This is a genomic window from Rhizobium sp. NLR8a (assembly GCF_019685235.1).
Taxonomy (GTDB): Bacteria; Pseudomonadota; Alphaproteobacteria; order Rhizobiales; family Rhizobiaceae; genus Rhizobium.
The window spans coordinates 184,746-209,601 of sequence record NZ_JABDWI010000010.1; the positions used below are offsets into that span (position 1 = coordinate 184,746).

The 24,856-nt window shown below is 61.2% G+C and carries 23 protein-coding genes and 2 pseudogenes; 15 read left to right on the forward strand and 10 right to left on the reverse strand.

The annotated features are described in order from the left end of the window. Positions 1-5: 5 nt before the first annotated feature. Entirely contained in the window at positions 6-1,079 is a 1,074-nt protein-coding gene (locus HJC04_RS20460) for a hypothetical protein (protein ID WP_221146951.1), read from the forward strand. A gap of 236 nt (positions 1,080-1,315) precedes the next feature. After that, positions 1,316-2,446, forward strand: a complete 1,131-nt coding sequence (locus HJC04_RS20465; RefSeq protein WP_210630421.1) for a DUF2333 family protein — start codon at positions 1,316-1,318, stop codon at positions 2,444-2,446. A 125-nt stretch (positions 2,447-2,571) separates the two neighbouring features. Here HJC04_RS20465 and HJC04_RS20470 read toward each other — a convergent pair whose 3' ends face one another. Beyond that, a complete protein-coding gene (locus HJC04_RS20470) occupies positions 2,572-3,297 on the reverse strand; it encodes a LuxR family transcriptional regulator (RefSeq protein WP_221146998.1) in 726 nt (241 codons plus the stop codon). A 112-nt stretch (positions 3,298-3,409) separates the two neighbouring features. Next, a complete protein-coding gene (locus tag HJC04_RS31845; protein ID WP_247241714.1) occupies positions 3,410-3,778 on the reverse strand; it encodes a hypothetical protein in 369 nt (122 codons plus the stop codon). Between HJC04_RS31845 and HJC04_RS20475 the strand changes: the two genes are divergently transcribed. Beyond that, positions 3,765-5,288 carry a hypothetical protein gene (locus HJC04_RS20475; RefSeq protein WP_259668906.1) on the forward strand — a complete coding sequence of 508 codons (1,524 nt, stop codon included), beginning with the start codon at positions 3,765-3,767 and terminating at the stop codon, positions 5,286-5,288. The genes HJC04_RS31845 and HJC04_RS20475 overlap by 14 nt on opposite strands. Positions 5,289-5,355: 67 nt before the next feature. Here the strand turns inward: HJC04_RS20475 and HJC04_RS20480 are convergent, their stop codons facing one another. Then, positions 5,356-5,886: a TIGR00645 family protein gene (locus HJC04_RS20480; protein ID WP_210630423.1), complete on the reverse strand. Its 531-nt coding sequence runs from the start codon at positions 5,884-5,886 to the stop codon at positions 5,356-5,358. A 158-nt stretch (positions 5,887-6,044) separates the two neighbouring features. Between HJC04_RS20480 and HJC04_RS20485 the strand changes: the two genes are divergently transcribed. Continuing rightward, complete coding sequence (locus HJC04_RS20485; RefSeq protein ID WP_210630424.1) at positions 6,045-7,724, forward strand: formate--tetrahydrofolate ligase; 1,680 nt, start codon at positions 6,045-6,047, stop codon at positions 7,722-7,724. 129 nt (positions 7,725-7,853) lie between these two features. Here the strand turns inward: HJC04_RS20485 and HJC04_RS20490 are convergent, their stop codons facing one another. Continuing rightward, positions 7,854-8,804: an extensin family protein gene (locus tag HJC04_RS20490; protein ID WP_221146953.1), complete on the reverse strand. Its 951-nt coding sequence runs from the start codon at positions 8,802-8,804 to the stop codon at positions 7,854-7,856. 148 nt (positions 8,805-8,952) lie between these two features. On the opposite strand from HJC04_RS20490, the pseudogene HJC04_RS20495 reads away from it, so the two are divergent. From HJC04_RS20495 to queF, 6 genes and pseudogenes are all read left to right on the forward strand, one after another. Beyond that, a pseudogene (locus HJC04_RS20495) lies at positions 8,953-9,543 on the forward strand (TonB-dependent receptor domain-containing protein); the annotation flags it as partial. A gap of 266 nt (positions 9,544-9,809) precedes the next feature. Beyond that, on the forward strand, positions 9,810-11,999 hold the full coding sequence (locus HJC04_RS20500) for an anthranilate synthase (RefSeq protein WP_210630426.1): 2,190 nt from the start codon (positions 9,810-9,812) through the stop codon (positions 11,997-11,999). A gap of 101 nt (positions 12,000-12,100) precedes the next feature. Then, positions 12,101-12,340 (forward strand): hypothetical protein, encoded by a 240-nt coding sequence (locus HJC04_RS20505; RefSeq protein ID WP_210630427.1) that lies wholly within the window; start codon positions 12,101-12,103, stop codon positions 12,338-12,340. A 13-nt stretch (positions 12,341-12,353) separates the two neighbouring features. Further along, positions 12,354-13,034, forward strand: coding sequence for a DUF2161 domain-containing phosphodiesterase (locus HJC04_RS20510; RefSeq protein ID WP_210630428.1), 681 nt, complete (start codon positions 12,354-12,356; stop codon positions 13,032-13,034). A 200-nt stretch (positions 13,035-13,234) separates the two neighbouring features. Then, the gene (emfA, locus tag HJC04_RS20515; protein WP_210630430.1) at positions 13,235-14,149 is read left to right on the forward strand and encodes a cation diffusion facilitator family transporter; all 915 of its coding nucleotides are present in this window, start codon (positions 13,235-13,237) and stop codon (positions 14,147-14,149) included. Beyond that, entirely contained in the window at positions 14,149-14,613 is a 465-nt protein-coding gene (queF, locus tag HJC04_RS20520; RefSeq protein ID WP_210630432.1) for a preQ(1) synthase, read from the forward strand. Before emfA ends, queF begins: the two co-directional genes overlap by 1 nt. A gap of 136 nt (positions 14,614-14,749) precedes the next feature. Here queF and HJC04_RS20525 read toward each other — a convergent pair whose 3' ends face one another. Then, entirely contained in the window at positions 14,750-15,508 is a 759-nt protein-coding gene (locus HJC04_RS20525) for a DUF2076 domain-containing protein (RefSeq protein ID WP_210630433.1), read from the reverse strand. A 232-nt stretch (positions 15,509-15,740) separates the two neighbouring features. On the opposite strand from HJC04_RS20525, the gene HJC04_RS20530 reads away from it, so the two are divergent. The 4 genes from HJC04_RS20530 to leuA all read left to right on the forward strand — a co-directional run bounded on the left by HJC04_RS20530 (position 15,741) and on the right by leuA (position 19,763). Continuing rightward, positions 15,741-16,325, forward strand: coding sequence for an ATP-dependent Clp protease proteolytic subunit (locus HJC04_RS20530; protein ID WP_221146954.1), 585 nt, complete (start codon positions 15,741-15,743; stop codon positions 16,323-16,325). A gap of 148 nt (positions 16,326-16,473) precedes the next feature. After that, complete coding sequence (locus tag HJC04_RS20535; protein ID WP_221146955.1) at positions 16,474-17,703, forward strand: benzoate/H(+) symporter BenE family transporter; 1,230 nt, start codon at positions 16,474-16,476, stop codon at positions 17,701-17,703. A 59-nt stretch (positions 17,704-17,762) separates the two neighbouring features. Then, positions 17,763-17,888 (forward strand): hypothetical protein, encoded by a 126-nt coding sequence (locus HJC04_RS31850; RefSeq protein ID WP_259665256.1) that lies wholly within the window; start codon positions 17,763-17,765, stop codon positions 17,886-17,888. 156 nt (positions 17,889-18,044) lie between these two features. After that, positions 18,045-19,763 carry a 2-isopropylmalate synthase gene (gene leuA / locus HJC04_RS20540; RefSeq protein WP_210630436.1) on the forward strand — a complete coding sequence of 573 codons (1,719 nt, stop codon included), beginning with the start codon at positions 18,045-18,047 and terminating at the stop codon, positions 19,761-19,763. 284 nt (positions 19,764-20,047) lie between these two features. Here the strand turns inward: leuA and HJC04_RS20545 are convergent, their stop codons facing one another. The 4 genes from HJC04_RS20545 to HJC04_RS20560 form a co-directional block, all read right to left on the reverse strand. Next, positions 20,048-20,887, reverse strand: coding sequence for an anti-sigma factor (locus HJC04_RS20545; RefSeq protein ID WP_210630437.1), 840 nt, complete (start codon positions 20,885-20,887; stop codon positions 20,048-20,050). A 1-nt stretch (position 20,888) separates the two neighbouring features. Then, positions 20,889-21,398, reverse strand: a complete 510-nt coding sequence (locus tag HJC04_RS20550) for an RNA polymerase sigma factor (RefSeq protein WP_210630438.1) — start codon at positions 21,396-21,398, stop codon at positions 20,889-20,891. A 184-nt stretch (positions 21,399-21,582) separates the two neighbouring features. Continuing rightward, positions 21,583-22,143, reverse strand: coding sequence for a hypothetical protein (locus HJC04_RS20555; protein WP_210630439.1), 561 nt, complete (start codon positions 22,141-22,143; stop codon positions 21,583-21,585). Positions 22,144-22,301: 158 nt separating this feature from the next. Then, positions 22,302-23,210, reverse strand: coding sequence for a metallophosphoesterase (locus tag HJC04_RS20560; RefSeq protein WP_210631583.1), 909 nt, complete (start codon positions 23,208-23,210; stop codon positions 22,302-22,304). Positions 23,211-23,283: 73 nt separating this feature from the next. On the opposite strand from HJC04_RS20560, the gene HJC04_RS20565 reads away from it, so the two are divergent. Continuing rightward, positions 23,284-23,760, forward strand: a complete 477-nt coding sequence (locus tag HJC04_RS20565) for an NUDIX domain-containing protein (protein ID WP_210630440.1) — start codon at positions 23,284-23,286, stop codon at positions 23,758-23,760. Positions 23,761-23,794: 34 nt separating this feature from the next. Here the strand turns inward: HJC04_RS20565 and HJC04_RS20570 are convergent. After that, a pseudogene (locus HJC04_RS20570) lies at positions 23,795-24,804 on the reverse strand (glutathione S-transferase family protein). Positions 24,805-24,856 lie beyond the last annotated feature (52 nt).

Genomic DNA, 24,856 nt, shown 5'->3' on the forward strand with positions numbered 1-24,856 from the left:
ATGAGGTGCGCAAAGCTCCGCCATTCGACAGTCAGTACGAAGCCGCAGGCGGCCTTGCCGAAAAGATTGCGGCCGAGGGAGCCTGTTGCGAAGCCTGCATCCGCGGCTTTGACAGCGACGAAACACGATCGGCCGACGAGGTTTTTCTCGAACAGAATGCGCGCTTCCAGGCCCATATCGCCGATGGCGCGGCGCTCGATGCGTTGCTTGCCGAGCTGGTCTTTACATTGGACCGGATGACGGGGGAGGTTTCGGCCGATCTCGACAGTTCCCGCGGATTGACGCTGCGCGAGAAAATGGCCGGCTGGACATCGCGCCAGCGGATGTGGCGCATGTATACCGAACGCGTGCGCGAGGCGCCTGCCATCGAGCGGCTGCTCGATCTCCTCGCGAAATCCGACGCGCTCGCCAGGCTGATTGTAAGCCAGCGCACCTCGATCATCGAACGCCACAAGATAGCCGAACACGGTCTCGTAGGCATTGTCGAGCAACGGCGCCGGCTGGTCGATTCGATCGACATCGCCCGACTGAAGATGAAGGAGCTCAACGCCAAAGCACTGACGACGCAGGGCCGTATCGGCGTCTATGGCAACAGGGCGCACTGGGAACAGATGGAGGCAGAGCGGCGGGCGTTGAAGGCGGAGGCCGAACGAATTTCCGCGGAGGAGCACGAGATGCGGGAGGACAGCCAGCGGCGCGAGCGCTTCATCGGCCTGTTCCAGGCTTTGGTGGATTCGCTGAATGGCCGGATCGGTACCTGCAACGTCTTGCTGCGCAAGCTGATGATCGATGTCGAGGAGCGGCTGATCATCTATCAGGCGCAGGTCGATACCGACCGGCCGGGCATGAAGGCCAGGATCAAGCCGGAGCTTTTCCCCGATATTGCAGCGCCGATCAGGCTGTTCGAGAAGGGGATGCTGGTCGCCCAGGATCTGGAGCGGCGCAAGAGCCGCGTCGACCTGGAAGCCGCAGGAAAGTTTCCTGCTTGGGCCGAGCCGTCGCAGGCAGTGTCGGGAGCGCCGCTCATCGATGCCGCCCGCAGGTCCTTCCGCTTCAGGTTGCCATTTCTGCGCTCCTGATCCGTGACGCCGCGCTGTTCGCGCTGCTTTCATTCGTAAAAATCGGGCGGCTCGTGTTGTGCTCGGGCGGGCGAGCGCATATGTGGATGCAGCGGGGCGGCGATGTCCTCCTGCTTAATTCCTTAACTCGGAACCGATTTAAGGAATTATGCAGCAACTCAAAGTGCTACAGCGTCCTTAGCGCGTGTAAAAGCGCGCGGCGCTGTAGTGTTCGCCTCGCCTGACAGGAGACGACGATGCTTGACCGGATTGCCGGTTTTTTCAGGCTGATCGGCCAGACGATCGGCCGCTGGGCCCGCCTGTTTTCCGCCTGGGCCTTCTGGCCCTTCCTCGCCGCGCATGGCTGGTATCAGCGCCGGAGCTGGATGATCCAGTTGCCGATCGTCGCGTTCGTCGCCCTCTTCGTCATGCTCTACGGCTATTTCTTCTGGCAGACGCAGGTGTGGACGAATTTCAACACCGCTTTCGTCGATCAATATCGGCTTTCCGAACGCAAGGTACCCGCCGGGCAGGAACTGCCGGTCGCCGAAGGGGCGGGTGCTGGGACCGCCAAGACCTGCCAGCGCTCGGCTATCGTCGATGTCGCCGCTGACCTGACCGATTTTAACGTCGACCAGAATGCATGGATTTCCTCCATGCTGCTCTACAAGATGGGCTTCTTCGGCATCGACTGGGACCACACGCCCTTCCTCGACAACAAGGCCTCGTTCCAGCGCGGTATCAACCAAGCCGTTCGTCGGACTTCGGCGGAGCTTGTCGACACGCTCGGGCGCGTGCGTGGCACGTCTGGCATCAACAATGACCTGCAGAGCGCACGCGGCAATCTGCAGTTCGACGAATACAGCTGGTATTTCGGGCTCAATCCCTTCGGCCCGAAGACGCCGACGCCTTCCTTCTACCGTACGGCGATAAGAGACCTGCGCAAGTTCAACACAGATCTCGCCGCCTGCAACGCTGTTTTCGACGGCCGCGCCGACAACCTCATGCAGTTCATCGACCGCATCGCCAACGATCTTGGTAGCACCTCCGACATGCTTGCCGAGCGCTCGGAACACCACAATCGCGGCTGGTTCGACACGCGCGCCGACGACCGATTCTGGTTCGCCTACGGCCAACTCTATGCCTATTACGCCATCCTGACCGCCGCGCAGGCGGATTTCTCGCAGGTCGTGCGGGAGCGCAATCTGGGCGCGATCTGGGGCGGCACCACGCGGCAGTTCCAGGCGGCACTGCGCATCCAGCCCGCGATCATCTCGAATGGTCGCGAAGACGGCTGGATCATGCCGAGCCACCTCGCCACCATGGGCTTCTATATCCTGAGGGTGCGCTCGAACCTCGTCGAGATCCGGTCGGTGCTCGATCGTTAGGGCGTCGGTCGTCAGCGGCATGCGGTATGATCTTCAAAGCCAACGACGCGCAGCTAGGCTGCTCGAAGCGAAGAGACACGATTCCCCCTATTCACAGGATGACGTGCCGATCCTCTTCTGATTTTTCAGCTGATCAGCTTTAATCGAATTGCTTTGGCTACCAACTGGGTCCGGTTGACGCAATCGAGTTTTTTGATCGCATTGGTCATATAGGCGTTCACGGTATGGTCCGAGAGCGTCAGGATCTGGCCTATTTCGATCGAGGTCTTGCCCTGTGCCGTCCAGCGCACCACTTCAAGTTCACGCGTCGACAGCGCATTGTGCGCGCTTTCCTCGTTGCGTCTGACCGCATTGAACGCGTCAAGGGCATGCAGAGTGATGATCGCCAGCTCGTTGACCTCGCTCTGGCTGAGCGCCGCACGCTCGCCGCAGAACCAGAAGACCAGGCGCCGGCCATCGACTGCAATGGTCGGCATGGCAACGCCCGCAGGTATCGCATGGCGCAGCATCAAGGCGCGCAGTTCGGCCGGAAAGGCCTGTCCATTGACGGCATCGCTGAGGTGCCAGGCCTGCGGCACGGCCGACTCCCTCAACCGTACGCCGAAAGGGCAACCACGCATCATGTTGGCCCGATCGAAATCTCTGATATAGGCCGCGGGAAGCGAGCTTTCGATCAGCAGCGGCTTTAGGAGAAGGTCTTCCGGTGAGGGAGCGTGCATCAGCGTCGCATAGGACAGTCCGAAGGCCGCGGAGACTCTGCCGAGCCCTTGCGCAAACAGGCTGCGTGTTCCTGCAACAGCAAGTTCCGCCGAAAGCAACGACTGTCTTTCAGAGGTGGTCATGTAAGACATTTGTACGCCTCCGGCAGCCTCAATGTTGACGCTATCAAATACACAAACACCGCCGGAAGCTAGTCCCAATTGCCTTTTGTCAAGCCGATCAGCCTGAAACGCACAGAAATAGTCACAACTGCGCGCGCATCGGTTGAGTTGCGGCTTGCGCAAGTAGCGTTGTGGTATCTTTGACTTCTGCTGCGGCGGGATAGCTGGGGATTCTTCCTGCTCCACGCAGGAAGAGAATCACGCCGGAAGAGCCTGGGCGGCGGGAGGCGTCGAAATCCGGCTTGCTGCGGCACGATGCAATTGATAAGCGTATCATCATGTATAACTGAGGCGATTTAATCGTGCGCTTTGCACCTGGTTGGCATTTTAAGCATCTGTTTTCTCTGGCAGTACTTGTTGTTCTTTTGTTGAACTTGTCGCTCGGTGCCGCGCCTTCGCAGGCGGCTGGGCAGAAGAAGCAGGCAGGGCAACCCCCGATGCGTTTCATCATCGTGCGCAGCCTCCTCTGCATGGAAGACTGTCCTGAATGGATATCGGCGGAGGGCCGCATAACCTCCGATACTCCCACCCAGCTTAGGAAAGTTCTGAAGAAAATCGGGGACAGGAAACTGCCTGTCGTCTTCCAGTCGGAAGGCGGTGAGGTGGATGCTGCCTATGCGATGGGCCGGATGATCCGCAAGGCAGGCCTGGAAACAGCTATCGGGGGGACGCGACTGAAGGATTGCCCGGAGGATGATGCGCGCTGCGCTGCGGCTATCGCCAAGGATGGCAGCTCGGTCGGCGTCACCTATTCGGATGGTGCATACTGCTTTTCTGCGTGTCCCCTGGCCTTCGCCGGCGGCATCTCGCGCGTCTCGTCGCAATGGGCCTTCATCGGCGTCCACCAGATCACGACCGTCTACAACAGGGTGCGTATCTCCTATCGCATCGAATATAAGATCGTGAACGGCAAGAAGACGGAAATTTCGCGCAAGGAGGTTGGACGCAAGGCGGCGGGACAGAGCAGCTCCACCAAGCTCGGCAAGAAGGCCACTGCTGCCCTGAAGACCTATTTGAAGGAGATGGGCGTCAGCGGTGATCTGATCGCTTTGATGATGAGTACGGCTCCTGATCGCATCACGATCGTACCGCCCGCAGATGCACTTCGCATGGGTCTGAACACCGACATGCTGGCTTACAATGAGTGGCCGGGAATGCCGCTCTGCGGGCCGGGTGCAGCCACTGATGCCGTCTGCCACGGCCATTCGGCGGTCGAAGCGGCTGAGGCGCCCGGGCAGGCTGCAGTCGCAGACACAAGCGAGAAACTGCCGACAACCCAGCCGATGGACTTTCTCCTGATGCATCACGGCAATTGTCAGGAGGAGTGCACGCAGTGGATTTCTGCGGAAGGAGACATCACTCCCGATACCCCGGCCCGGCTGAAGGCGATCTTGAAGCCGCTCGGCGAAAGAAAGCTGCCGATCGTGCTTCAGTCCAATGGCGGGGACATGGATGCGGCTTTCGCAATGGGACGCATCATCCGTGCTGCAGGTCTGGAGACCTCGGTTGGCAGAACACGGTTGCCGAACTGCCCGACCCTAAATCCGCGTTGCAAGGCGAGCATGGCCAAAAGCGGGTCGACCGAGGGGGAGGTCTCTGCCGGCGGTGCATACTGCCTTTCGACCTGTGCTCTCGTCTTGATGAGCGGAACGCCGCGGATTGTCGGATATTCCGATATCGGCCTTGTGAGACCCACGACGGCTGAATCTACGAAATTCTTCGCCTATTTCGAAGAGATGGGTGTCAATGCCGAGTCTTTCGAGGCGATGATGATCGCGACCTCGATTGAGCGAAAAGAAATCCCTCGTGCGCAGGCGCTCGAGCTTGGCATCGTCAATGGCATCATCCCTTATGGTGATGAGCCCGGCGATCGCCTGTGTGGACCCGATGCCAAGGAAAGTCTTCGATGCCCCAGAAAAGCTGAGGCAGAGATCGTTCCTGTTGCTGGGGCCTCGAATTGACGCGGAAGGGAACGCCATGACAGCCGGTTTGCCCACGCACTGACGTGACAACCAGTTCGTCGTCCCTCTATCCCTTGTCCTTCAAATCGTTCTTCGATGTCACGCTCATGAGCTTCTCGAGGAAGCCGAGCATGACGGCCGAGGCGACGAAGGCGAGGTGCATCAGAGTCAGCCACATGATCTTGCCGTCGTCGTATTTGTCGGCATTGAGAAAGACCTGCAGCAAGTGGATGGAGGAGATGGCGACGATCGAGGAGGCGACCTTGATCTTGAGGCTACCTGAATCGAGCTTGCCAAGGAAGGAAACCTCGTTGTCCGCATCGCTGGCCTCGTCGAAACGGCTGACGAAATTCTCGTAGCCTGAAATCATCACCATGACGATCAGACTGGCGACGAGGGCGGCATCGATTAGGCCGAGCATGGCAAGGATCATTTCCGCCTCGTCGAGCACGAAAACATCGGCGGCGATTTTCAGGAACTTGTAGCCGAAGGAAACGGCATAGACGGCGAGCGCCGCCACCAGGCCGATATAGAAGGCGACCAGGATCCAGCGGCTCGACAGGATGATGCGCTCGATGATGAGTTCCAGTGCTTTCATGTCTTTACCTTAAGAAGCCGCGATCGTTGAGCGCCACATAATGATCCAGCAGGGCGGTCGCAAGGCGAGCGCTATTCACAGCATGCCGATATTTCGATATCCCAGTGGCGAGGACAAGCGCTTTCGCGCCCGCGAAAGGCCGGGACGGAGGAGCATCCATGCCATCAATCAAATCCGATATCGAAATCGCGCGCGCCGCGGCCAAGAGGCCGATCTTCGATATTGGGGCAAAGCTCGGCATGGCGGCCGAGCAGCTCGTCCCCTATGGTCACGACAAGGCAAAGGTCAGCGCCGAGTTCATCGCGGCGCAGGCGGGCAAGAAGGACGGCAAGCTGATCCTCGTCACAGCGATCAATCCGACGCCGGCCGGCGAGGGCAAGACGACGACAACAGTCGGCCTCGGCGACGGGCTGAACCGGATCGGTAAAAGGGCGATCGTCTGCATACGCGAGGCGTCGCTCGGTCCCTGCTTCGGCGTCAAGGGCGGGGCGGCCGGCGGCGGCTATGCGCAGGTCGTGCCGATGGAAGATATCAACCTGCATTTCACCGGCGATTTCCACGCGATCACCTCGGCGCACAATCTGCTGGCGGCGATGATCGACAACCACATCTACTGGGGCAATGGAGAGAATATCGACATTCGCCGCATCGCCTGGCGGCGGGTCATGGACATGAACGACCGGGCGCTAAGGAGCATGGTCTCCTCGCTCGGCGGCGTCGCCAACGGTTTTCCACGCCAGGGCGGCTTCGACATCACCGTCGCTTCCGAGGTGATGGCGATCCTCTGCCTGGCCACCGATCTGAAGGATCTGGAGCGGCGGCTCGGCGACATCATCATCGGCTACCGCTTCGACAAGACGCCGGTGCATGCGCGCGATCTGAAAGCCGACGGCGCCATGGCCGTGCTGCTCAAGGATGCGATGCAGCCGAACCTCGTGCAGACGCTGGAGAACAATCCGGCCTTCGTACATGGCGGTCCCTTCGCAAATATAGCCCATGGCTGCAATTCGGTGACGGCGACGAAGACGGCGCTGAAGCTCGCAGATTACGTGGTGACGGAAGCGGGATTCGGAGCGGATCTCGGGGCTGAGAAATTCTTCAATATCAAATGCCGCAAGGCCGGGCTGAGGCCGGACGCGGCCGTCATCGTCGCGACCGTCAGGGCGCTGAAGATGAATGGTGGCGTCAAGAAGGAGGATCTCGGCACCGAGGATGTCGTGGCGTTGAAAAAGGGCTGCGCCAATCTTGGCCGCCACGTTGCCAATGTGCGCCGCTTCGGCGTGCCCGTGGTCGTCGCGATCAATCATTTCGTTTCGGATACCGATGCCGAGATCGCGGCGGTGAAGGAATTCGTGTCGCGGCTCGGCGCTGAAGCGATCCTCTGCCAGCACTGGGCGAAGGGTTCGGCCGGTATCGAGGAACTGGCGCATAAGGTGGTGGAACTGGCCGAATCCGGCCAAGCGAAATTTCAGCCGCTCTACGGCGACGACATTTCGCTGTTCGAAAAGATCGAGATCGTCGCCTCGAAGATCTACCATGCCGGCGAGGTGACCGCCGACAAGGCGGTGCGCGATCAGCTGCAGACATGGGAGGAGCAGGGCTACGGCAAGCTGCCGGTCTGCATGGCGAAGACGCAATATTCCTTCTCCACCGATCCGAACCTGCGCGGCGCGCCAGAAGGCCATATAGTCTCCGTGCGGGAGGTACGGCTTTCAGCCGGCGCCGGCTTCGTCGTCGCCATCACCGGCGAAATCATGACGATGCCCGGCCTGCCGAAATCGCCCTCAGCGGAACGGATTTTTTTGAATGAGCAGGGTTATATCGAGGGGTTGTTCTGATCAGGCGTGGTGAAGGGACGGGATGCGGCCTCTCAATCCTCTCTTCTCCCCGAGGGGAGACGGGAATATGCCGCACCGTCTACGTTCCCCGCCAGTTCTTGTTTGATGATGGGGTCCTGACCTTCGACGTTAATGACAATAACGATAGCCGCCCTTCCTTTCGATGATGTCGAGATGGAAATGGGTTTCGTGGGCCGCGTCGCTTTCGGGGTCGAGTACAGTCGTGAAATAGAGGCAGCCGGCGGCGCTGACGGCGCGTTGGAAGGCACCGGTCAGCGTTGGGTCCTCGCGACGGGAGCGGACGGCGACATCCTCGCCCTTTTCGAAATGGAAGCTGGCAATATCGATGGCGTTGCCGCGGGCATGCTCGGAGATCTTGCCTGTCTCGGCGCCATTGCGCAGGCGGCACATATAGGCGGTAGCCTGGTTGACGACAGTGATGCGACCCTGCTCCGGCAGGGCGGCGGAAGCGGCAGGGACGACGCTCTCCTTCATCCAGCGGGCAAGTGCGAGTGCCGCCGGGCAGCGGATCGTTGCCTCCGGTTTGACGGCGATACCGGGCAGAGCCTCCGAGACGATGATCGGTTTGTCGATGCCGCAGCCGTTGCCGTCATCGATGCGCGGCGTTTCCTTGAAGACGGCACCCAGAGCCTTGAGTGCAGACGTGCATTCGGCATGCTCGGCGTCACTCTCGGATTCGATCGTCAGATGCTGCTCTTCAAGCGTCTGCTCGCCGGGCGGCTTTTCTTCCGGTGGAGTCTGCGGGCTCTCTAGCTGGCCCGGCGGAAGCGGCGGGCCCTGCATCGGTTCTGAATGCTCAGGCTTTGCCGGTTCGGCTGGCGAGGCAGGCGGCTGGTCCGGTGCGGATGTCTCCGGCTCCTTTACGTCAGGTTTCGGCTGAGGGGCCGGCACCTGTTCAGGCGCGGAGGGTTCCGCTTTTTCTGAGGACGGGCGGGTGGGGGCGGCCGTCTGCCCGGCATCGGGCCGAGGCTCTGGCAATGGGCCGTGCGGGGGCAGGCGGGCACCAGCCAGAAAGGCGGTAGCGGCGAGGAGGATCGCCAAAGTCGAAAATTTTCTCAATCCATGCGATTCCTAATATTGGTGGCTAGAGGCAACGCATGAGAGCGTTTTTCGTTGCAATTGTGCAACATTTTTGACGATCGCAAAAACCTGACAATAATATCCAACATAAGGCGGGGCGATTTGTGTTGACTGTTATCGTCATGTTTTCACCGGGCGGATCGCCACTTTCCACACTCGTTATCAGAATTTCATCGAGACGGTGACGAGCGTTGACGCGACCGGCTTCAGAGCTTCAATTACACCAACGTGGCTGCGGCGACGATCTCGGGTGTTGAAGCAAGTGCCGTCAAGACGTTCAATAACGGCATCAATCTGCATGCTCGCTTGCCTATGCCTACGGCAGGAATGAAGAAACCACCCAGCGCCTGCGCTCGGTGGCGCCGTTCAAGGCGATTGTGGGCGGCGGCTGGAGCAATGACACCTTCGGCTTCGATCTGTCCTCGAAGCTATCTGCCGGCATGCTCACAGACCATCTCAATACACCCGTCACCAACACCAACGACACAACCTTCGATGCGCACGGTTACGCAATCATCGACCTGAACGGCTGGTGGACGCCGGAACAGTTGCCCGGCCTGCTCGTTCAAGCTGGTGTCTACAATATTTTCGACCAGAAATATTTCAATGCGCTGGCTGTACGTGACGTCAACCTGGTCTCTCGACCGCATCGCAGCCTCGCGATTGGTATTCCGAGCCGGGCCGTACCTTCAAGGTGTCGCTCACGAAGACATTCTGATTGCCGGCGACACACTTTCACGGCTGGGGAGGGGCGGCTTTCGGGCCGCCCTTTTTCATTGCGCAATCGCCTCTTGCGCGGCGGCTGATCTCAGGCTAACAATTTTCCATGATTACGTCCTTGAACATTGCTGTTTGGTGGTGGGCTCGCTGAGGCGGCCTCGACCAATCGTGTCCAAAGACGACGAGTGAGCCGCCCGAAACTTCGAGGCGGCTTTTTTGTTTTATCGCCGCCTGTCGTCCGGGCCCCGATAACGGAGTGGAACAATGGTAACGATCCTGCGGGATGATGGTGCGGAACTCTACGAGACCAAGGGCGGCATATCAGTCACCCGGCAGCGGCGGGCAATCCCCTATGCCGATGCGGTCTCTTCCTATATCGACAAGCTCGACGAGCGCCGCGGCGCGGTGTTTTCGTCGAACTACGAATATCCGGGCCGTTATACCCGTTGGGACACCGCCGTCGTCGATCCGCCGCTCGGCATCTCTTCCTTCGGGCGCAACGTCTGGATCGAAGCCTATAATGAACGCGGCGAGGTGCTCCTCGGTTTCGTGACCGAACGGCTGCAGACCGTCCCTGACCTCGTGCTCGGCGCTTCCTCAGCCCGGCGGCTCGACCTCTCCGTCAAGACGCCGGACCGGGTGTTCACCGAGGAAGAGCGCTCGAAGATTCCGACGGTGTTCACAGTGCTGCGGGCCGTGAGCGATCTTTTCTACTCGCAGGCGGATGCGAGCCTCGGGCTCTACGGCGCCTTCGGCTATGACATCGCCTTCCAGTTCGACGCGATCGATCTGAAACTGACGCGCCCTTCCGACCAGCGCGACATGGTGCTCTACCTGCCGGATGAAATTCTCGTCGTCGACAACTATGCCGCCAAGGCCTGGATCGACCGGTATGATTTCGCGAAGGACGGCGTGACGACCGAAGGCAAGGCGGAAGATATCGCGCCCGAGCCCTTCAAGCAGACGGATGCCATTCCGCCGAAGAGCGACCACCGGCCGGGCGAATATGCCGAGCTCGTCGTCAAGGCGAAGGAAAGCTTCCGCAAGGGTGATCTCTTCGAGGTCGTGCCTGGGCAGAAGTTCATGGAGCGCTGCGAAAGCAAGCCTTCCGACATTTCCAAGCGGCTGAAGGCGATCAATCCGTCGCCCTATTCCTTCTTCATCAATCTTGGCAATCAGGAATATCTGGTCGGCGCCTCGCCCGAAATGTTCGTGCGGGTCTCCGGACGGCGCATCGAGACCTGCCCGATCTCGGGCACGATCAAGCGCGGCGACGACCCGATCGCCGATAGCGAACAGATCCTGAAGCTCTTGAATTCGAAGAAGGACGAGTCCGAGCTGACCATGTGCTCGGACGTCGACCGCAACGACAAGAGCCGCGTCTGCGAGCCCGGTTCCGTCAAGGTGATCGGCCGTCGGCAGATCGAGATGTATTCGCGCCTCATCCACACGGTCGATCATATAGAAGGCCGGCTGCGCGACGACATGGATGCCTTCGACGGTTTTCTCAGTCACGCCTGGGCGGTGACCGTCACCGGCGCCCCGAAGCTCTGGGCGATGCGCTTTATCGAGAGCCATGAAAAAAGCCCACGCGCATGGTATGGGGGGGCGATCGGCATGGTCGGCTTCAATGGAGATATGAACACCGGCCTGACGCTGCGCACCGTGCGCATCAAGGACGGCATCGCCGAGGTGCGTGCCGGTGCGACATTGCTCAACGATTCCATTCCAGAGGAAGAAGAAGCCGAAACCGAATTGAAGGCCTCCGCCATGCTTTCCGCCATCCGAGACGCCAAGACCGGCAATTCCGGCAAGATTCAGCGCGACGTCGCCAGCGTCGGCAAGGGCGTCAGCATCCTGCTGGTCGACCATGAGGACAGTTTCGTCCATACGCTCGCCAATTATTTCCGCCAGACGGGGGCAACGGTTTCGACCGTGCGGACGCCGGTGCCGGAAGAGATCTTCGACCGGCTGAGCCCGGATCTGGTCGTGTTGTCGCCCGGGCCCGGAACGCCGAAGGATTTCGATTGCAAGGCGACGATCAAGAAGGCGCGGGCCCGCAACCTGCCGATCTTCGGCGTCTGCCTCGGCCTGCAGGCGCTCGCCGAAGCCTATGGTGGGGAATTGCGCCATCTGGCGCTGCCGATGCACGGCAAGCCGTCGCGCATCCGCGTGCTGGAACCGGGCATCGTCTTCTCCGGCCTTTCGAAGGAAGTGACGGTCGGCCGCTACCACTCGATTTTCGCCGATCCCTCGACTCTGCCGCGTGAGTTCATCATCACGGCGGAAAGCGACGATGGCACGATCATGGGTATTGAACATGCCAAGGAGCCGATTGCCGCGGTGCAGTTCCACCCCGAATCGATCATGACGCTCGGCGGCGATGCCGGCATGCGGATGATCGAGAATGTCGTGGCGCATCTGGCGCGCAAGGTGAAGACGAAGGCGGCTTAAACCAAGTATCATCTCGCCCCTTCCGTACGCGGACGGGGCGAGGGTTGACTCTGCCAGGAAAATCAGAACATTTCCGGAACGATCAACCGGGAATTATCGCCGTGGCCAGTGCCGAGAAATTCATCGTCCTTCCCTACCGCAAGAACCGCGGCAATCTCGTGCCAGGCGAAATGCGGCAGGCATCGAACGCCGTCAGCGCGGAAAAGATCGCCTCGGCGATGGCCGAGCGTTTCGTCGGGGTCGCGGCCTATGCCGTCATCGTCGATGAGGAGACCGGCGACATGAGCTCGCCGCGACTGCTCGCGCGGTATGGTGAGATTGCCGATCTCAACGCCGCCTGAGCGCGATTTTCCCATGGAGACGTCGCTCTACCTGCCGGTCAAAGCCTTCCTGGAGGCGGCGGGTTACGCCGTCAAAGGCGAGGTCGGCGGATGCGATCTCGTTGGCTTGAGCTATGGCGAGCCGCCGGTCGTGGTCGTCTGCGAACTGAAGCTCACCTTCAACCTCGAACTGCTTCTCCAGGCGGTCGATCGCGCGGCGATGAGTGATGAGGTCTGGATCGCGGCGCGGGTTTCGGCCAAGGGGCGTGGGCGAGAGACGGACAAGCGCTACCGCGACCTTTGCAGGCGGCTCGGCATCGGCATGCTCGGCGTCTCGGATGGCGGCGAGGTCAGCGTCATCGTCAGTTCCATCTCGCCGATGCCGCGCACCAATCCCAAGCGGCGTTCGCGCCTCGTCAAAGAGCATCAGTGCCGTCGCGGCGATCCTGCCGTTGGCGGCGGCTCGCGGGCGCCGATCATGACGGCCTATCGCCAGCAGGCGCTGCTCTGCGCGGCCGCGCTCGATCGGGGAATTGTGCGCCCGCGGGATATGAAGGCGCTTACGCCGAAGGCCGGTCCGATCCTGCGCGACAATGTCTATGGATGGTTCGAGCGCCAGGAAAAAGGCGTCTACGCCCTGACGTCGGCAGGCCAGGCCGCTCTTCTGCGGTGGCCGCAATCTCTCCAGTCCGATCCCGCTCCCTCGGCGGTGTAGAAGATCGCGTATCGTGTGCCTGCGCTGCTTTCACATCGGCACGCGGCCACAGCTGTGAAGGACGCGTCATTCTCTTTGACAAATCCTCGATCATCGCCCATATCACCCTCAACTGGGCCGCCTGCGCGACATTCGCGTGGGCGGTTTTGCATTTCAATGGCTTGGATCCTGCAATTCATTCGCAACCGCAGGAGGACGATATGAACGACAACGGCGATCTGACGGTTCGGAAGCTGGCGATGTGGGGGATTCCGCTGTCGCTCGGCGTCATGGGGCTGAAGATGGTGGCTTGGTGGGTGACCGGATCGGTGGCGCTGCTGTCGGACGGGCTCGAATCCACGGTCAACGTTGTTGCCGCCTTCGTCGCTTTCTTCGTGATCCGTTATGCGCAGAAGCCGGCCGATCAAGACCATCCCTTCGGCCATCATAAGGCGGAATATCTCTCCGCGGTCACCGAGGGCGTGCTGATCGTCGTTGCCGCGCTGCTGATCGTCAACGAGGCGGTCGGCTATCTCGCTGCGCCGCGCATGCTCGATGCACCGATGCTCGGCCTTGCGATCAATCTGGCGGCTGGCGTCATCAATGCGGTCTGGGCGAGCCTGTTGATCCGGACCGGACGCAAACATCGCTCGGCGGCGCTGGCGGCGGATGGACAGCATATCATGTCGGATGTGGTGACATCCGTCGGCGTGCTCGTCGGCCTGCTGCTGGCCCTGGCGACGGGTAATGCGATCTTCGACCCGGTTCTTGCGATTCTCGTTGCCATCAACATTCTCTATCAAGGCTGGAGGGTGATCTCGCAATCGATCGGCGGTCTGATGGACCAGGCGGTCGAGCCGCAGGAAGAAGAAGCGATCAAGCAGGCGATCGCCACCCATGCGGCGGGTTCGATCGGCGTGCATGACCTGAAGACGAGGCGGGCAGGCGCCGTCACTTTCATCGATTTTCACATGGTGGTGCCTGGCACTATGTCCGTGCGGCAGGCGCATGATATATGCGACCGCCTTGAGGATGCCATCAGAGCGGTGCATGAGGGCGCCAAAATAGCCATTCATGTGGAGCCGGAGGGCGAAAAGGCCCATGGCATCCGCGTCAAAGTCGTCAAGGAGGCATGATGCCGAATACCGATGTTTCCAGCCTGTCGATGCTGGGTCAGCAAACCGAAACCGCGAAATCGCCGGAGGAGGCGGTGCTGGAAAAAGTGCCGTCCAATCATGCCGGCACCGACTATGTCGTGCGCTTCACCGCGCCGGAATTCACCTCCCTCTGCCCGATGACGGGGCAGCCGGATTTCGCCCATATCGTCATCGACTACATCCCCGGCGAATGGCTGGTGGAATCGAAGTCCCTGAAACTCTTCTTGTTTTCCTTTCGCAATCACGGCGCCTTCCACGAGGATTGCTCGATCTACATCGCCAAGCGCATCGTCGAACTAGTCGACCCCAAGTGGCTGAGGATCGGCGCTTACTGGTATCCGCGTGGCGGCATTCCGATCGACGTCTTCTGGCAGACGGGCAAGCCGCCGGAAGGTGTGTGGCTGCCGGAGCAGGGCGTCGCAACCTATCGTGGCCGTGGGTGAGGCGCGCTCGGGCGTAGCCCGAGCAATCGATTTGAGTGAATTGATTGCAGCGACGAACGCCCTGAGCCCAAGCGAAGGGCCGGGATACGGGGCGGCAATGTAAAACCAACTGCCGCCCATTTCCGCCCGTTAAACCTCAGACATCCGTAACGTCGCCGGACGAGTCATCACTGTAATCGTCCGCATCGTCGTAATCGGCCTGTTGCACATCGTCGTCATTGTCATTGCCGGCATTATCCGCGGCCTGACGGGTGTCGTCATTGCCATAATAATTGTTGATGATGGTCTCTTCGGTCGGTGCGGTAGCATTGCCGAACGGGTTGGCGCCGAAGGGCGAGCCCCAACCGAGCGAAGACATGTGATTGCCGAAGATGCCGCTCAACGAGTTGGCAAGCAGCATGCCGCCGGCAACGCCGGCTGCCGTGCCGAGAGCGCCGCGTAGAAAACTGCCGCCGGCAGACGGCGCGTAGGCCTGCTGGCTCCAGGGGCCGGCGGGCTGCTGCGGCGTCTGGCGATCGTAGCCGCGCGGCTCGTCATAGGCGCGGGACGGTTGGCTCCAGGGGCCGGGGTTGGAGGGGACAGGCGCGGGCTGCTGCGTCTGGGTGTTGCCGAAGATCGAACTCAGGAAGCCGCCGCCCTGTTCTGCCTGGTGGTGCTCGCTGGCTCCGGCTTCAAACTGCCGCACGCGCTCCTCGAGTTCCTTGATGTGGTTGGCGGCCGCTTCCAGCCCTTTTTCCTGCACGATGACGGCCTGGGCGAGATAATAAGTGGCGGACGGCTGCTCGCGCGTCGCCTGATCGATCAGGGCTTCGGCTTCGCGATCGCGCGGCTGGGCTTGCGCGGTGCGCACGCGGTCGAAGAGGGCGGTCAGCAATTGGCGTTCTTCCGGTGACATGTCCGGTCTCCTGTTGATTTCATTTGGCGGTTGCCATGTGAGAGGTGAGGTAGGAACCGATTCCGGCTTTTCAAAGCCTTCCAACCGTTACATTTCAGTAAGGCTTGCGGAACGATGCGCGGCTTCTTAAGGATATCTCCACCGCTTCGGTGCCTTGTGTTTTTCCCGCATTGTTTTAGGCATTGAGTCGCACTATGTGCGAGGAACCCGAATTCATCTCCGAGAGGTTCGAATGAACGACGAAGAACAGGACGACAAGACGAAGGAACTGCCGCTCGGCAAGGAAACGGAGGCGAATCTTTTCAAGTCGCGTTCGATCTTCATCTATGGACCGATCAACCAGGAACTGGCGCAGAAGGTCTGCTCGCAGCTCGTCGCGCTTGCCGCGGCCAGCGACGAAGACATTCGCATCTATGTCAATTCGCCCGGCGGTCACGTCGAATCCGGCGATTCCATCCATGACATGATCAAGTTCATCAGGCCGAAGGTCTGGATGATCGGTACGGGCTGGGTCGCTTCGGCCGGCGCGCTGATTTACGTCGCGGCTCCCAAAGAGCGGCGCCTGTGCCTGCCGAATACGCGCTTCCTGCTGCACCAGCCGTCGGGCGGCACGCGCGGCATGGCGTCCGACATCGAGATCCAGGCACGCGAGATCATCAAGATGAACGAGCGTCTGAACAAGATCATGGCGGAGGCTACCGGCCAGCCGATCGACAAGATCGCCAAGGATACGGATCGCGACTACTGGCTCTCTGCCGAAGAGGCGAAGGATTACGGCCTCGTTTCGCGGATCGTGACGTCGCAAGCCGACATCTGAGTTTTCTGGACTGAAGCGTTCAAGACGCCCTTGCCTGCCGACCGCAGGCAGGGGTGTCTTGCTTTCAGATGGCTTGAGGTCATCGACCAGCAGAGCTGGACGGAAAGCCCTCAATCTGGACTTGCGCAGGCGGCAGCCATCATGCTCCATGCGCCATTCCCGCAGCTCAGAGTCCGCCATGCTCAAAGATTTTTCCGTCCAGGCCCTGTTCATGGGGCTGCTTACCGCTTTCGTCGGCTCCGCCAGCTCCTTCGCCGTCGTGCTGCACGGGCTGCAGGCGGTGGGTGCGACGGATGCGCAGGCCGCTTCGGGGCTGATGGCGTTGTCGATCTCCATGGGCGTCTGCGCGATCGTGCTCAGCGCCGTCACCCGATTGCCGATCAGCATCGCCTGGTCGACGCCGGGGGCGGCACTGCTGGCAAGCACCGGAGCGATCGAGGGCGGTTTCAATGCAGCGGTCGGCGCATTCCTGATCTGCGCCGTACTGATCATCATTGCCGGGTTGTTCAAACCGCTCGGCCGGGCGGTGGCCGCCATTCCTGCGCCGCTCGCCAATGCGATGCTCGCCGGTGTGCTGATCGGTCTCTGCTTCGCGCCGGTGAAGGCGATCGGCTTCAATCCGCTGCTCGGTCTGCCGATCGTCATTTCCTGGATCGTCGTCGGTGCCTTCAAGCGGCTCTGGGCGGTGCCGGCCGCGCTCGCAGCCTTCGTGCTGGTGCTCGCCTTCGGCATCGATATTCCCGATGGCGCTTTCGCCTCGCTCGAACGATCGCTGATGCCGACGGCGGAAATCGTCCGGCCGGTATTCAGCTTTGCGGCCTTCATCTCGATCGCGCTGCCACTCTTCATCGTCACCATGGCCTCGCAGAACATTCCGGGCATCGCGGTGCTGAAGGTCAATCATTACGATCCGAAGCCAGGCCCGCTTTTTGCCGTAACCGGCTTCTTTTCGCTGCTGTCGGCGCCTTTCGGCGGCCATGCCGTCAACCTGGCGGCGATCACCGCGGCCATGTGCGCCGGGCATGACGCCCATGCCGATCCGAAGCGGCGCTATTGGGCATCGCTGATCGCCGGCGTCGGTTATATCATCCTCGGGCTGCTTGCCGGCGCGGTGACGGCCTTTGTCGCCTTGGCGCCGCCCGTTCTGATCGAGGCGGTGGCGGGGCTGGCGCTGGTCGGGGCCTTCTCATCCTCGGCGATGTCGGCTTTCCAGGCGCAGGAATCGCGCGAGGCGGCGGCGATCACTTTCCTCGTCACCGCATCCGGCGTTTCCTTCGCCGGCATCTCCGGCGCTTTCTGGGGATTGATCGCCGGCGGGCTGATGCTCGTGCTGTCGCAGCTGGTGAGGGTTTGGAAAGACCGGCCTCAGTCCGGGTAACGAAGGCGGCGGGCCGCGAGGGCTTGCCAGTTTCGCTGCCCAAGGTTATAAGCGCGGCCATGAAGACCTCTGGCGCCAAGATTTCCGAGACGATTGCACGCGGCCGCATCGCCCTGCGTGACGTCTCGAGCGCCGTGACCTCGCTTCTTCTCCTCGGCCTTACGCGCGGTTGCCGGGTCCGTTGAGGAGCGCCCGGCGGCCGAAAGCCCGCCCGGTATCGCTCCTCGCGACTCACTTTCAAAATTGACCCAACGACCGACGAAGGTCCGCATTTGTTTATCGCCAAGTCCGATGCGATCGGCTAAGAGGCGGGGCAAATGCCGGCACGAGGAGACAAGACAATGGACAATACCAACAGCCGATCCTCCGCGAAGGGCATGCCCGATGCCGCGATGAAGTACCGGCCCTATCCGCAGGTGAATATTCCCGACCGCACCTGGCCGACCAAGACCATCACCAAGGCGCCTGTCTGGTGCTCGGTCGACCTGCGCGACGGCAATCAGGCGCTGGTCGACCCGATGGGCCACGACCGCAAGGCCCGGATGTTTCATCTGCTGCTCGAGATGGGCTTCAAGGAAATCGAGATCGGTTTCCCCTCCGCCTCGCAGACCGATTTCGATTTCGCCCGCTGGTGCGTGGAAGAGGGTAACGTGCCCGCCGATGTCTCGTTGCAGGTGCTGGTACAGTGCCGCCCGGAGCTCATCACCCGCACCTTCGAAGCGCTGGAAGGCGCAAACCGGCCGATCGTGCATTTCTATAACTCGACCAGCGAGCTGCAGCGCCGCGTCGTTTTCGCCAAAGATGTGCAGGGCATCAAGCAGATTGCCGTCGACGCCGCCAAGATGATCACCGACATGGCAGCCAAGGCCGGCGGCGGCTATCGTTTCGAATATTCGCCCGAGAGCTTCACCGGCACCGAGCTGGAGGTGGCGCTGGAGATCTGCAACGCCGTCATCGAGGTCGTCAAGCCGACGCCGGACAACAAGCTCATCATCAACCTGCCGTCCACTGTCGAGATGGCGACGCCGAACGTCTATGCCGATCAGATCGAATGGATGTGCCGCAATCTCGACAAACGCGAGAACCTGATCGTATCGCTGCATCCGCATAACGACCGAGGCACCGGCATCGCCGCCGCCGAGCTGGCCTTGCTGGCAGGCGCCGACCGCGTCGAAGGCACGCTGTTCGGCAATGGCGAGCGCACCGGCAATGTCGATGTCGTGACAATGGCGCTCAACATGTTCACGCAGGGCGTCGATCCCGGGATCGACTGCTCGAATATCGAGCGGATCAAGGAAGTGTTCGAATATTCGAACCAGATGGCGATTGCAGAGCGTCACCCCTATGTGGGCGAGCTGGTCTATACGGCCTTCTCCGGCTCGCATCAGGATGCGATTAACAAGGGCATGAAGGCCGCACAGGTCGCCAACCATCCCGTTTGGGAAGTGCCGTATCTGCCGATTGATCCGCGCGATGTCGGCCGTTCCTACGAGGCGATCATCCGCATCAACTCGCAGTCCGGCAAGGGCGGCATCGCCTATATCCTGCAGCAGGATTACGGGCTCAACCTGCCGCGCAACCTGCAGGTCGAGTTCCGTGAAGATATCCAGCGCATCACCGACGTCGAGGGCAAGGAGCTTCCCTCGAAGCGCATCTACGACCGCTTCATCGAGCGTTACGTGACGCAGCCCGAGGCGCGCCTCAAGTTCGTCGACCACCACACCTATCCCGACACCGAGCGCAAAGGCCAGCGGATCGTAGCAGCTGAAATCACCGATAATGGCGAGACCAAGCGCATCGAAGGGCGCGGCAACGGCCCGATCGACGGCTTCATCAACGCACTGTCGCATTATCTCGGCATCGAAATGTCGGTCGAGGACTATTCCGAGCATTCGCTGCAGCACGGCTCGAATGCGGCGGCGATCTCCTATGTCGAGACCTCCTATCCCGGCGGCAAACTCTTCGGCGCCGGCATCAACACCAACATCGTCGCGGCATCGCTGGAAGCGATCGTCTCGGCGGCCAACCGGGTGCTCGAGGTGAAAGCCGGCAAGGCTTGATCTGCGAAAGGTTCAGGCCGCGATCGTTTTGGTAGGACGCGGCCTGACGATTAGGTTGACTTCGTTCCGCCTTCGCTAAGCGCAAGCGAAAGCAGTGAAAGGCGTGCCGTGTGGCCCCCTCATCCGCCCTACGGCCCCTTCTCCCCGCCGGGGAGAGGGGGAAACCGAGACCGTCGCCGCGAGTCTCTTCTCCCCAGTGGGGAGAAGGTGCCGGCAGGCGGACGAGGGGGCCGCTGGCGCTGAACGTCGATTTCCCCTATCGCGTCAAATCGTCGATCTGCCGATCAGATCGCCGTGGCGATCTTCATGGCGAGCTGGCCGAGGGTGGCTTCGGCGGAGGGGCCGGCGAGAACATAGGAGGTGCCGGCATTGTGCCAGGTCACCAGGCCAATCTCGTCCTTGATCGTTTCCTTGAAGTCGTCGGTTTCAGGCGGCTGCGCGTCCTTGCGGAAGCAGATGGAGATGATGTCGCCGTCGCTGTTGGAATAGACGAGCTGACCGACGGGGCGATTGTCGCCGAGAATGACGCGGGCACCCTGGAAGGTCCAGGATTCGGTGCTGAGATCCGGCACACGGAAAGGCACGCCGATGGCGGTCGTCAGCCAGCTGGAGATTTCTTCGGCCTGTGATGCCGGCACTTCGACGAGGTGACGGGGCTGGCGGATCAGCAGGCGTTGATAGGCGGTGACGTCGCCGAGCCAGTCGTTGGTATTGGCAGGCGCCGTGGCGGTCGTGGTGGCGATCTCGTCGGCATCGGGGGTGGTGCCGGCAAAGTAGCCGATGCCGCAACCGACGACGAAGAGGATAAGAGCGGCTGCCAGCGCCTGCGGGCCGCTCGGGGCCAGTTTCACCTGGGGGCGCATGGCGCGCTGGGCGATCGGCGTCTTTGGCGGCTGGGTGCTCTTGATCGAGCGGACGAGGGCGAGCGGCACCGGCTCCTTCAGGACATCGTCGAGGCGGCGGCGGCCGAAATCGGCGCCATGGCGCAGCTTTTCATGCAGACGACGCGCATTCTCGTCGCTTGCCAGGCGCTGTTCCAGTTCGTGCCGCTGCTCGGGAGAGACCTCGCCGTCGAGAAGGGCGGTGAGCTGGGCTTCGAGCGGCAATTTCCTAAGATCGAGCAATTCAGTACCTGTGGATGGGGTGGGTGCCGGCAAGTCCGGCGAAATGCAGCCTTGCGGTGGCAAGCTGGGAGACGACGCTTGCCGTCGAAATTCCCATGATGTCGGCCGCCTGCTGATAGCTATGTCCTTCGACATCGACGAGCAGGAAGACCGAAGAAACGCCGTCCGGCATTTCGGCGATCATGTGATGGATGGCGTCGGGATCGACCGAGGCCGAGCGTTCACGGGCAGCCTCTCGGATGTCGGTGACGTTGCCGCGTGCCGAGGCCTTCGGCTTCCGCTTGCGGCTGTCCTCCGTCCACTGCTGACGGGCAAGCGTGTATATCCAGCTTTCCAGTCGGCCTTCGCCATTCCACTGGTGCCCCTTGGCAATGGCACGCAGACAAACGGCTTGGATAAGTTCGTCGGCCACGCCGGCTTCGCCCGCGAGCGTGATCGCGAAGCGGCGAAGGTGGGGCAGAAGGCCGACGAGATCACGCCGGAGGTCGATGGTCGTTGCGGGCTGACGCATTGTCTATCCAAGAAGCATTCACAATGGTTTCGCGGACGAAAGCTTCGCCATCGGACGCGAAACCGGCTTTGTCGGCACCGGGGATGCAGATGCTTTATGAAGCAAATCCACTGCACTTCGCAAGCATTCGGTCATCTTATCCCCTTCCCAAGGGGTTTTCCTAATCTGGACCGCAAAGCTTGCGTCAATATGTCCTGTAACCGTTCAAGCTTTGCAGCAGCGCGCGGTAGGCCCAGGTGTCTTCGCCGCCGCGGTCGCGAATTTCGACGAGCTGGACGCGCGCCCCTTCGATGTCTCCTTGTTCCACCAGCGCCATGCCCATGTAGGAGCGGGCGAGAATATAATTCTCATCCGCCTTCAATGCCTTGCGGTAATAGGACATGCCGAGCTCCATGCGGCCGGCCTTGCGGTTGGCATAGCCAAGATAGTTCAAAATCCGCGGGTCGTTCTGACTACGGGCAAGGTTGAGCACGGCGATGGCATTCTCATACTGGCCGGCATAGGCGAATTCGCGGGCGAACTTATAGAGATCGTCATCGTTGAAGCTGTTCTTCTTCGGGGTGACGCATTCCTTCTTGGCCTTGTCCCAGACCTTGCCGCCGGTGCAGGTTTTGGTCGTCTGGGTCTTCGGCGGCGGATTGGTGTCGTCGTTGCTGTCGCCGACGGCGAAAGCGGCCGTCGCGATGGCGAAGGCAAAGCCGGCGGCAAGTGTTGTTCTGCACGGGCGATGGAAGGGGGAAGTCATTGGCGGCTCCGTTCTGAGGCAATGCAGTCGGTCGGATTGTACGCTTACCGGCAAAAATACCAAGAGGGTAGGCCGCCTCCGTGGCAAATGTTGCGACAGTGGCAAAGGGCCTTCCGAGATTGATTCACCTACTGCATAAAAAGAGTCCGAAGCCAGCGCTAAGGGGCGAAAATATCGACGCTTTCCGGCATCATCGCATCGCCTGTCCGGTTCAGGCTGAAGCGCTTGCCGGTGAGTTCCCAGGCGCCCGGAGAGCCATCGATGGAAAAGAGGTTGTAGGCCGCCGGCGGCTTAATGCTGCCCGGTCCCTGCGAGGCCGATGCTATGCCGACGACTGGCACCGGCTGCACCTGGCCGCGCAGCCAGTGCAGCGTATTCAGATGCGTGTGGCCATGCAGCACGAGCTCGGCGCCGCCGGTCGAAATCACGGCCGCGAAGCGGCGGATGCCGATCATGCGTTTGTAGAAGGCGGTGGCGCCGCGGATCGGCGGATGATGGATCATGACGACGCGGAAGAGACCGGCTTCGCCGGCCGCACGCAGCATGTTCACCGTATCGCGGGCCTGGCGGGCGCTGAAAAAGCCGGAGGCTGCGAAGGGGGGCGTGGCGACGGCCGTGGAGCAGCCGACGATCGCAACCTTGCCGCGGACGCGCAGATAGGGAAAGATGCGGCGGTCTTCCTGCCATTGCGGCGGGGCGAGGTCGCCGCGGACATAATCGTACCAGGCGCGCATCGACTTTTCGTAAGCGCCCGGCACATAGGCGTCGTGATTGCCCGGAACGACCGAGGTGTCGGCGGGATCACCAAGCACGCGCAGCCAGGCGGCGGCGGCGCGGATCTCGATGCCGCTCGCCAGGTTGACGAGGTCGCCGGTGACGGCCAAATGGTCGGCCTGATGGGCGCGGATGTCATCGAGCAGCAGATCCAGCGTGCTGGCGAAAAGGTGCTTGCGTCGATTTCGATGCCAGTTCACAAAGCCGGTTATGCGTTTGGAAAACAGCTCTTGAATGGAAAGACGGGGCAGTGGTCCGAGGTGGACGTCGGAAATATGCGCGAGCTTGAACATGCTACGAGACATAGACCAGCTTATTGACAAATCAAACACATCCGGCGCGACGAAGAGCCGAAACGGGACGAAGGTGGATAAAGAGAAGCGGCCCCCTCACATCAGGCTGGCCCTGCGCCTGCTGCATGTCTATTTCTCCTTCGCCCGCGGCATGACGATGGGCGTCAGGGCCGCCTGCTTCGATGCGGACGGCCGGATCTTCCTCGTGCGCCACAGCTATATCGGCGGCTGGCATATGCCCGGCGGCGGGCTGGAGCGCAACGAGACGGCGGAAGAAGCGCTGGCCAAGGAACTGCGCGAGGAGGGCAACCTCAGAATCATCGGGAAACCTCGGCTGGTCCAAGTCTATTTCAACACCACGACCACCCGGCGCGACCACGTCGTATTCTATCGCGTGACCGTCGAGCAGACGGCGCCGCGGCCGCCGGATTGGGAGATTTCCGACAGCGGGTTCTTTTCGCTCGACAGCCTGCCCGAGGGCACGACCGAGGCGACGCATCGCCGCCTCGCCGAGCTTCGGGGCGAGCAGGAACCCGACCACCGCTGGTGAGAAGCTTTAGGCCGCATTGCAGCAATTTAAAGTTCTACAGCGTCCTTTGCGCGTCTAAAAGACGCGCGGCGCTGTAGCGCGGCCATGCGGGCTGTCGAGATCAAGCGCCGGGCCGACCGGGACGATGCCGGTCGGATTGATCGTCTTGTGACTGCGGTAATAGTGCTGCTTGATGTGCTGCAGGTTTACCGTCTCGGCAACGCCTGCCGTCTGATAGAGATCCCTGAGATAGCCCGGCAGATTGCGATAATCGGCGATGCGGCGAATGTTGCACTTGAAGTGGCCGACATAGACCGGGTCGAAACGCACCAGTGTGGTGAAGAGGCGCCAATCGGCCTCCGTCAATCTGTCGCCCAAAAGGTAGCGGCCCTTGCCCAGGCGTTCGTCGAGAATGTCGAGTGTTTCGAATAGTTTGCCGACATTTTCCTCGTAAGCTTCTTGAGTTGTGGCAAAGCCTGCCTTGTAGACGCCGTTGTTGACGGTGTCGTAGACGGTGGCGTTCAGCATGTCGATCTCGGCACGCAGATCCTCCGGATAGAAATCGGCCTTCGAACCCGTCAGCCCGTCGAAGGCGCTGTTGAACATGCGGATGATCTCGGCCGATTCGTTGTTGACGATCGTGCCGGTCTGCTTGTCCCAGAGGGCGGGAACGGTGACACGGCCGGAATAGTGCGGATCCGCCTTGACGTAGATCTGCCAAAGCGTCCCAGCGCCAAACAGATGGTCGCTGGCAGCGCCGTCACCGATCTTGAACTCCCAGCCATTCTCGAGCATCAGCGGATCCACGACAGAAACCGAAATCAGCTCCTCCAGCTTCTTCAGCTTGCGGAAGATCAAGGTGCGATGGGCCCAGGGGCAGGCGAGGGAGACATAGAGATGATACCGCCCGGCCTCGGCCTTGAAGCCGCCGCTTCCGGAAGGCCCGGCCTCGCCGTCCGCCGTCACCCAGTTGCGAAATTGCGAGGGCTGCCGTTTGAAGTGCCCCTTGCTCTCCTTCGTGTCGTACCAGATGTCGTGCCAGACGCCGTCCACAAGCATTCCCATGATCTTCATTCCCTTGATTGCCGTGTTGGAATCGAAGTTAGCTGAGATAGTG

Coding starts and splice junctions, on each gene's coding strand:
- HJC04_RS20465 (WP_210630421.1), top strand. CDS start 1,316: ATGCTTGACCGGATTGCCGGTTTTTTCAGGCTGATCGGCCAGACGATC.
- HJC04_RS20470 (WP_221146998.1), bottom strand. CDS start 3,297: ATGTCTTACATGACCACCTCTGAAAGACAGTCGTTGCTTTCGGCGGAA.
- HJC04_RS20475 (WP_259668906.1), top strand. CDS start 3,765: ATGCGTTTCATCATCGTGCGCAGCCTCCTCTGCATGGAAGACTGTCCT.
- HJC04_RS31845 (WP_247241714.1), bottom strand. CDS start 3,778: ATGATGAAACGCATCGGGGGTTGCCCTGCCTGCTTCTTCTGCCCAGCC.
- HJC04_RS20480 (WP_210630423.1), bottom strand. CDS start 5,886: ATGAAAGCACTGGAACTCATCATCGAGCGCATCATCCTGTCGAGCCGC.
- HJC04_RS20485 (WP_210630424.1), top strand. CDS start 6,045: ATGCCATCAATCAAATCCGATATCGAAATCGCGCGCGCCGCGGCCAAG.
- HJC04_RS20500 (WP_210630426.1), top strand. CDS start 9,810: ATGGTAACGATCCTGCGGGATGATGGTGCGGAACTCTACGAGACCAAG.
- HJC04_RS20510 (WP_210630428.1), top strand. CDS start 12,354: ATGGAGACGTCGCTCTACCTGCCGGTCAAAGCCTTCCTGGAGGCGGCG.
- emfA (WP_210630430.1), top strand. CDS start 13,235: ATGAACGACAACGGCGATCTGACGGTTCGGAAGCTGGCGATGTGGGGG.
- queF (WP_210630432.1), top strand. CDS start 14,149: ATGCCGAATACCGATGTTTCCAGCCTGTCGATGCTGGGTCAGCAAACC.
- HJC04_RS20525 (WP_210630433.1), bottom strand. CDS start 15,508: ATGTCACCGGAAGAACGCCAATTGCTGACCGCCCTCTTCGACCGCGTG.
- HJC04_RS20530 (WP_221146954.1), top strand. CDS start 15,741: ATGAACGACGAAGAACAGGACGACAAGACGAAGGAACTGCCGCTCGGC.
- HJC04_RS20535 (WP_221146955.1), top strand. CDS start 16,474: ATGCGCCATTCCCGCAGCTCAGAGTCCGCCATGCTCAAAGATTTTTCC.
- HJC04_RS31850 (WP_259665256.1), top strand. CDS start 17,763: ATGAAGACCTCTGGCGCCAAGATTTCCGAGACGATTGCACGCGGCCGC.
- leuA (WP_210630436.1), top strand. CDS start 18,045: ATGGACAATACCAACAGCCGATCCTCCGCGAAGGGCATGCCCGATGCC.
- HJC04_RS20550 (WP_210630438.1), bottom strand. CDS start 21,398: ATGCGTCAGCCCGCAACGACCATCGACCTCCGGCGTGATCTCGTCGGC.
- HJC04_RS20555 (WP_210630439.1), bottom strand. CDS start 22,143: ATGACTTCCCCCTTCCATCGCCCGTGCAGAACAACACTTGCCGCCGGC.
- HJC04_RS20560 (WP_210631583.1), bottom strand. CDS start 23,210: ATGTTCAAGCTCGCGCATATTTCCGACGTCCACCTCGGACCACTGCCC.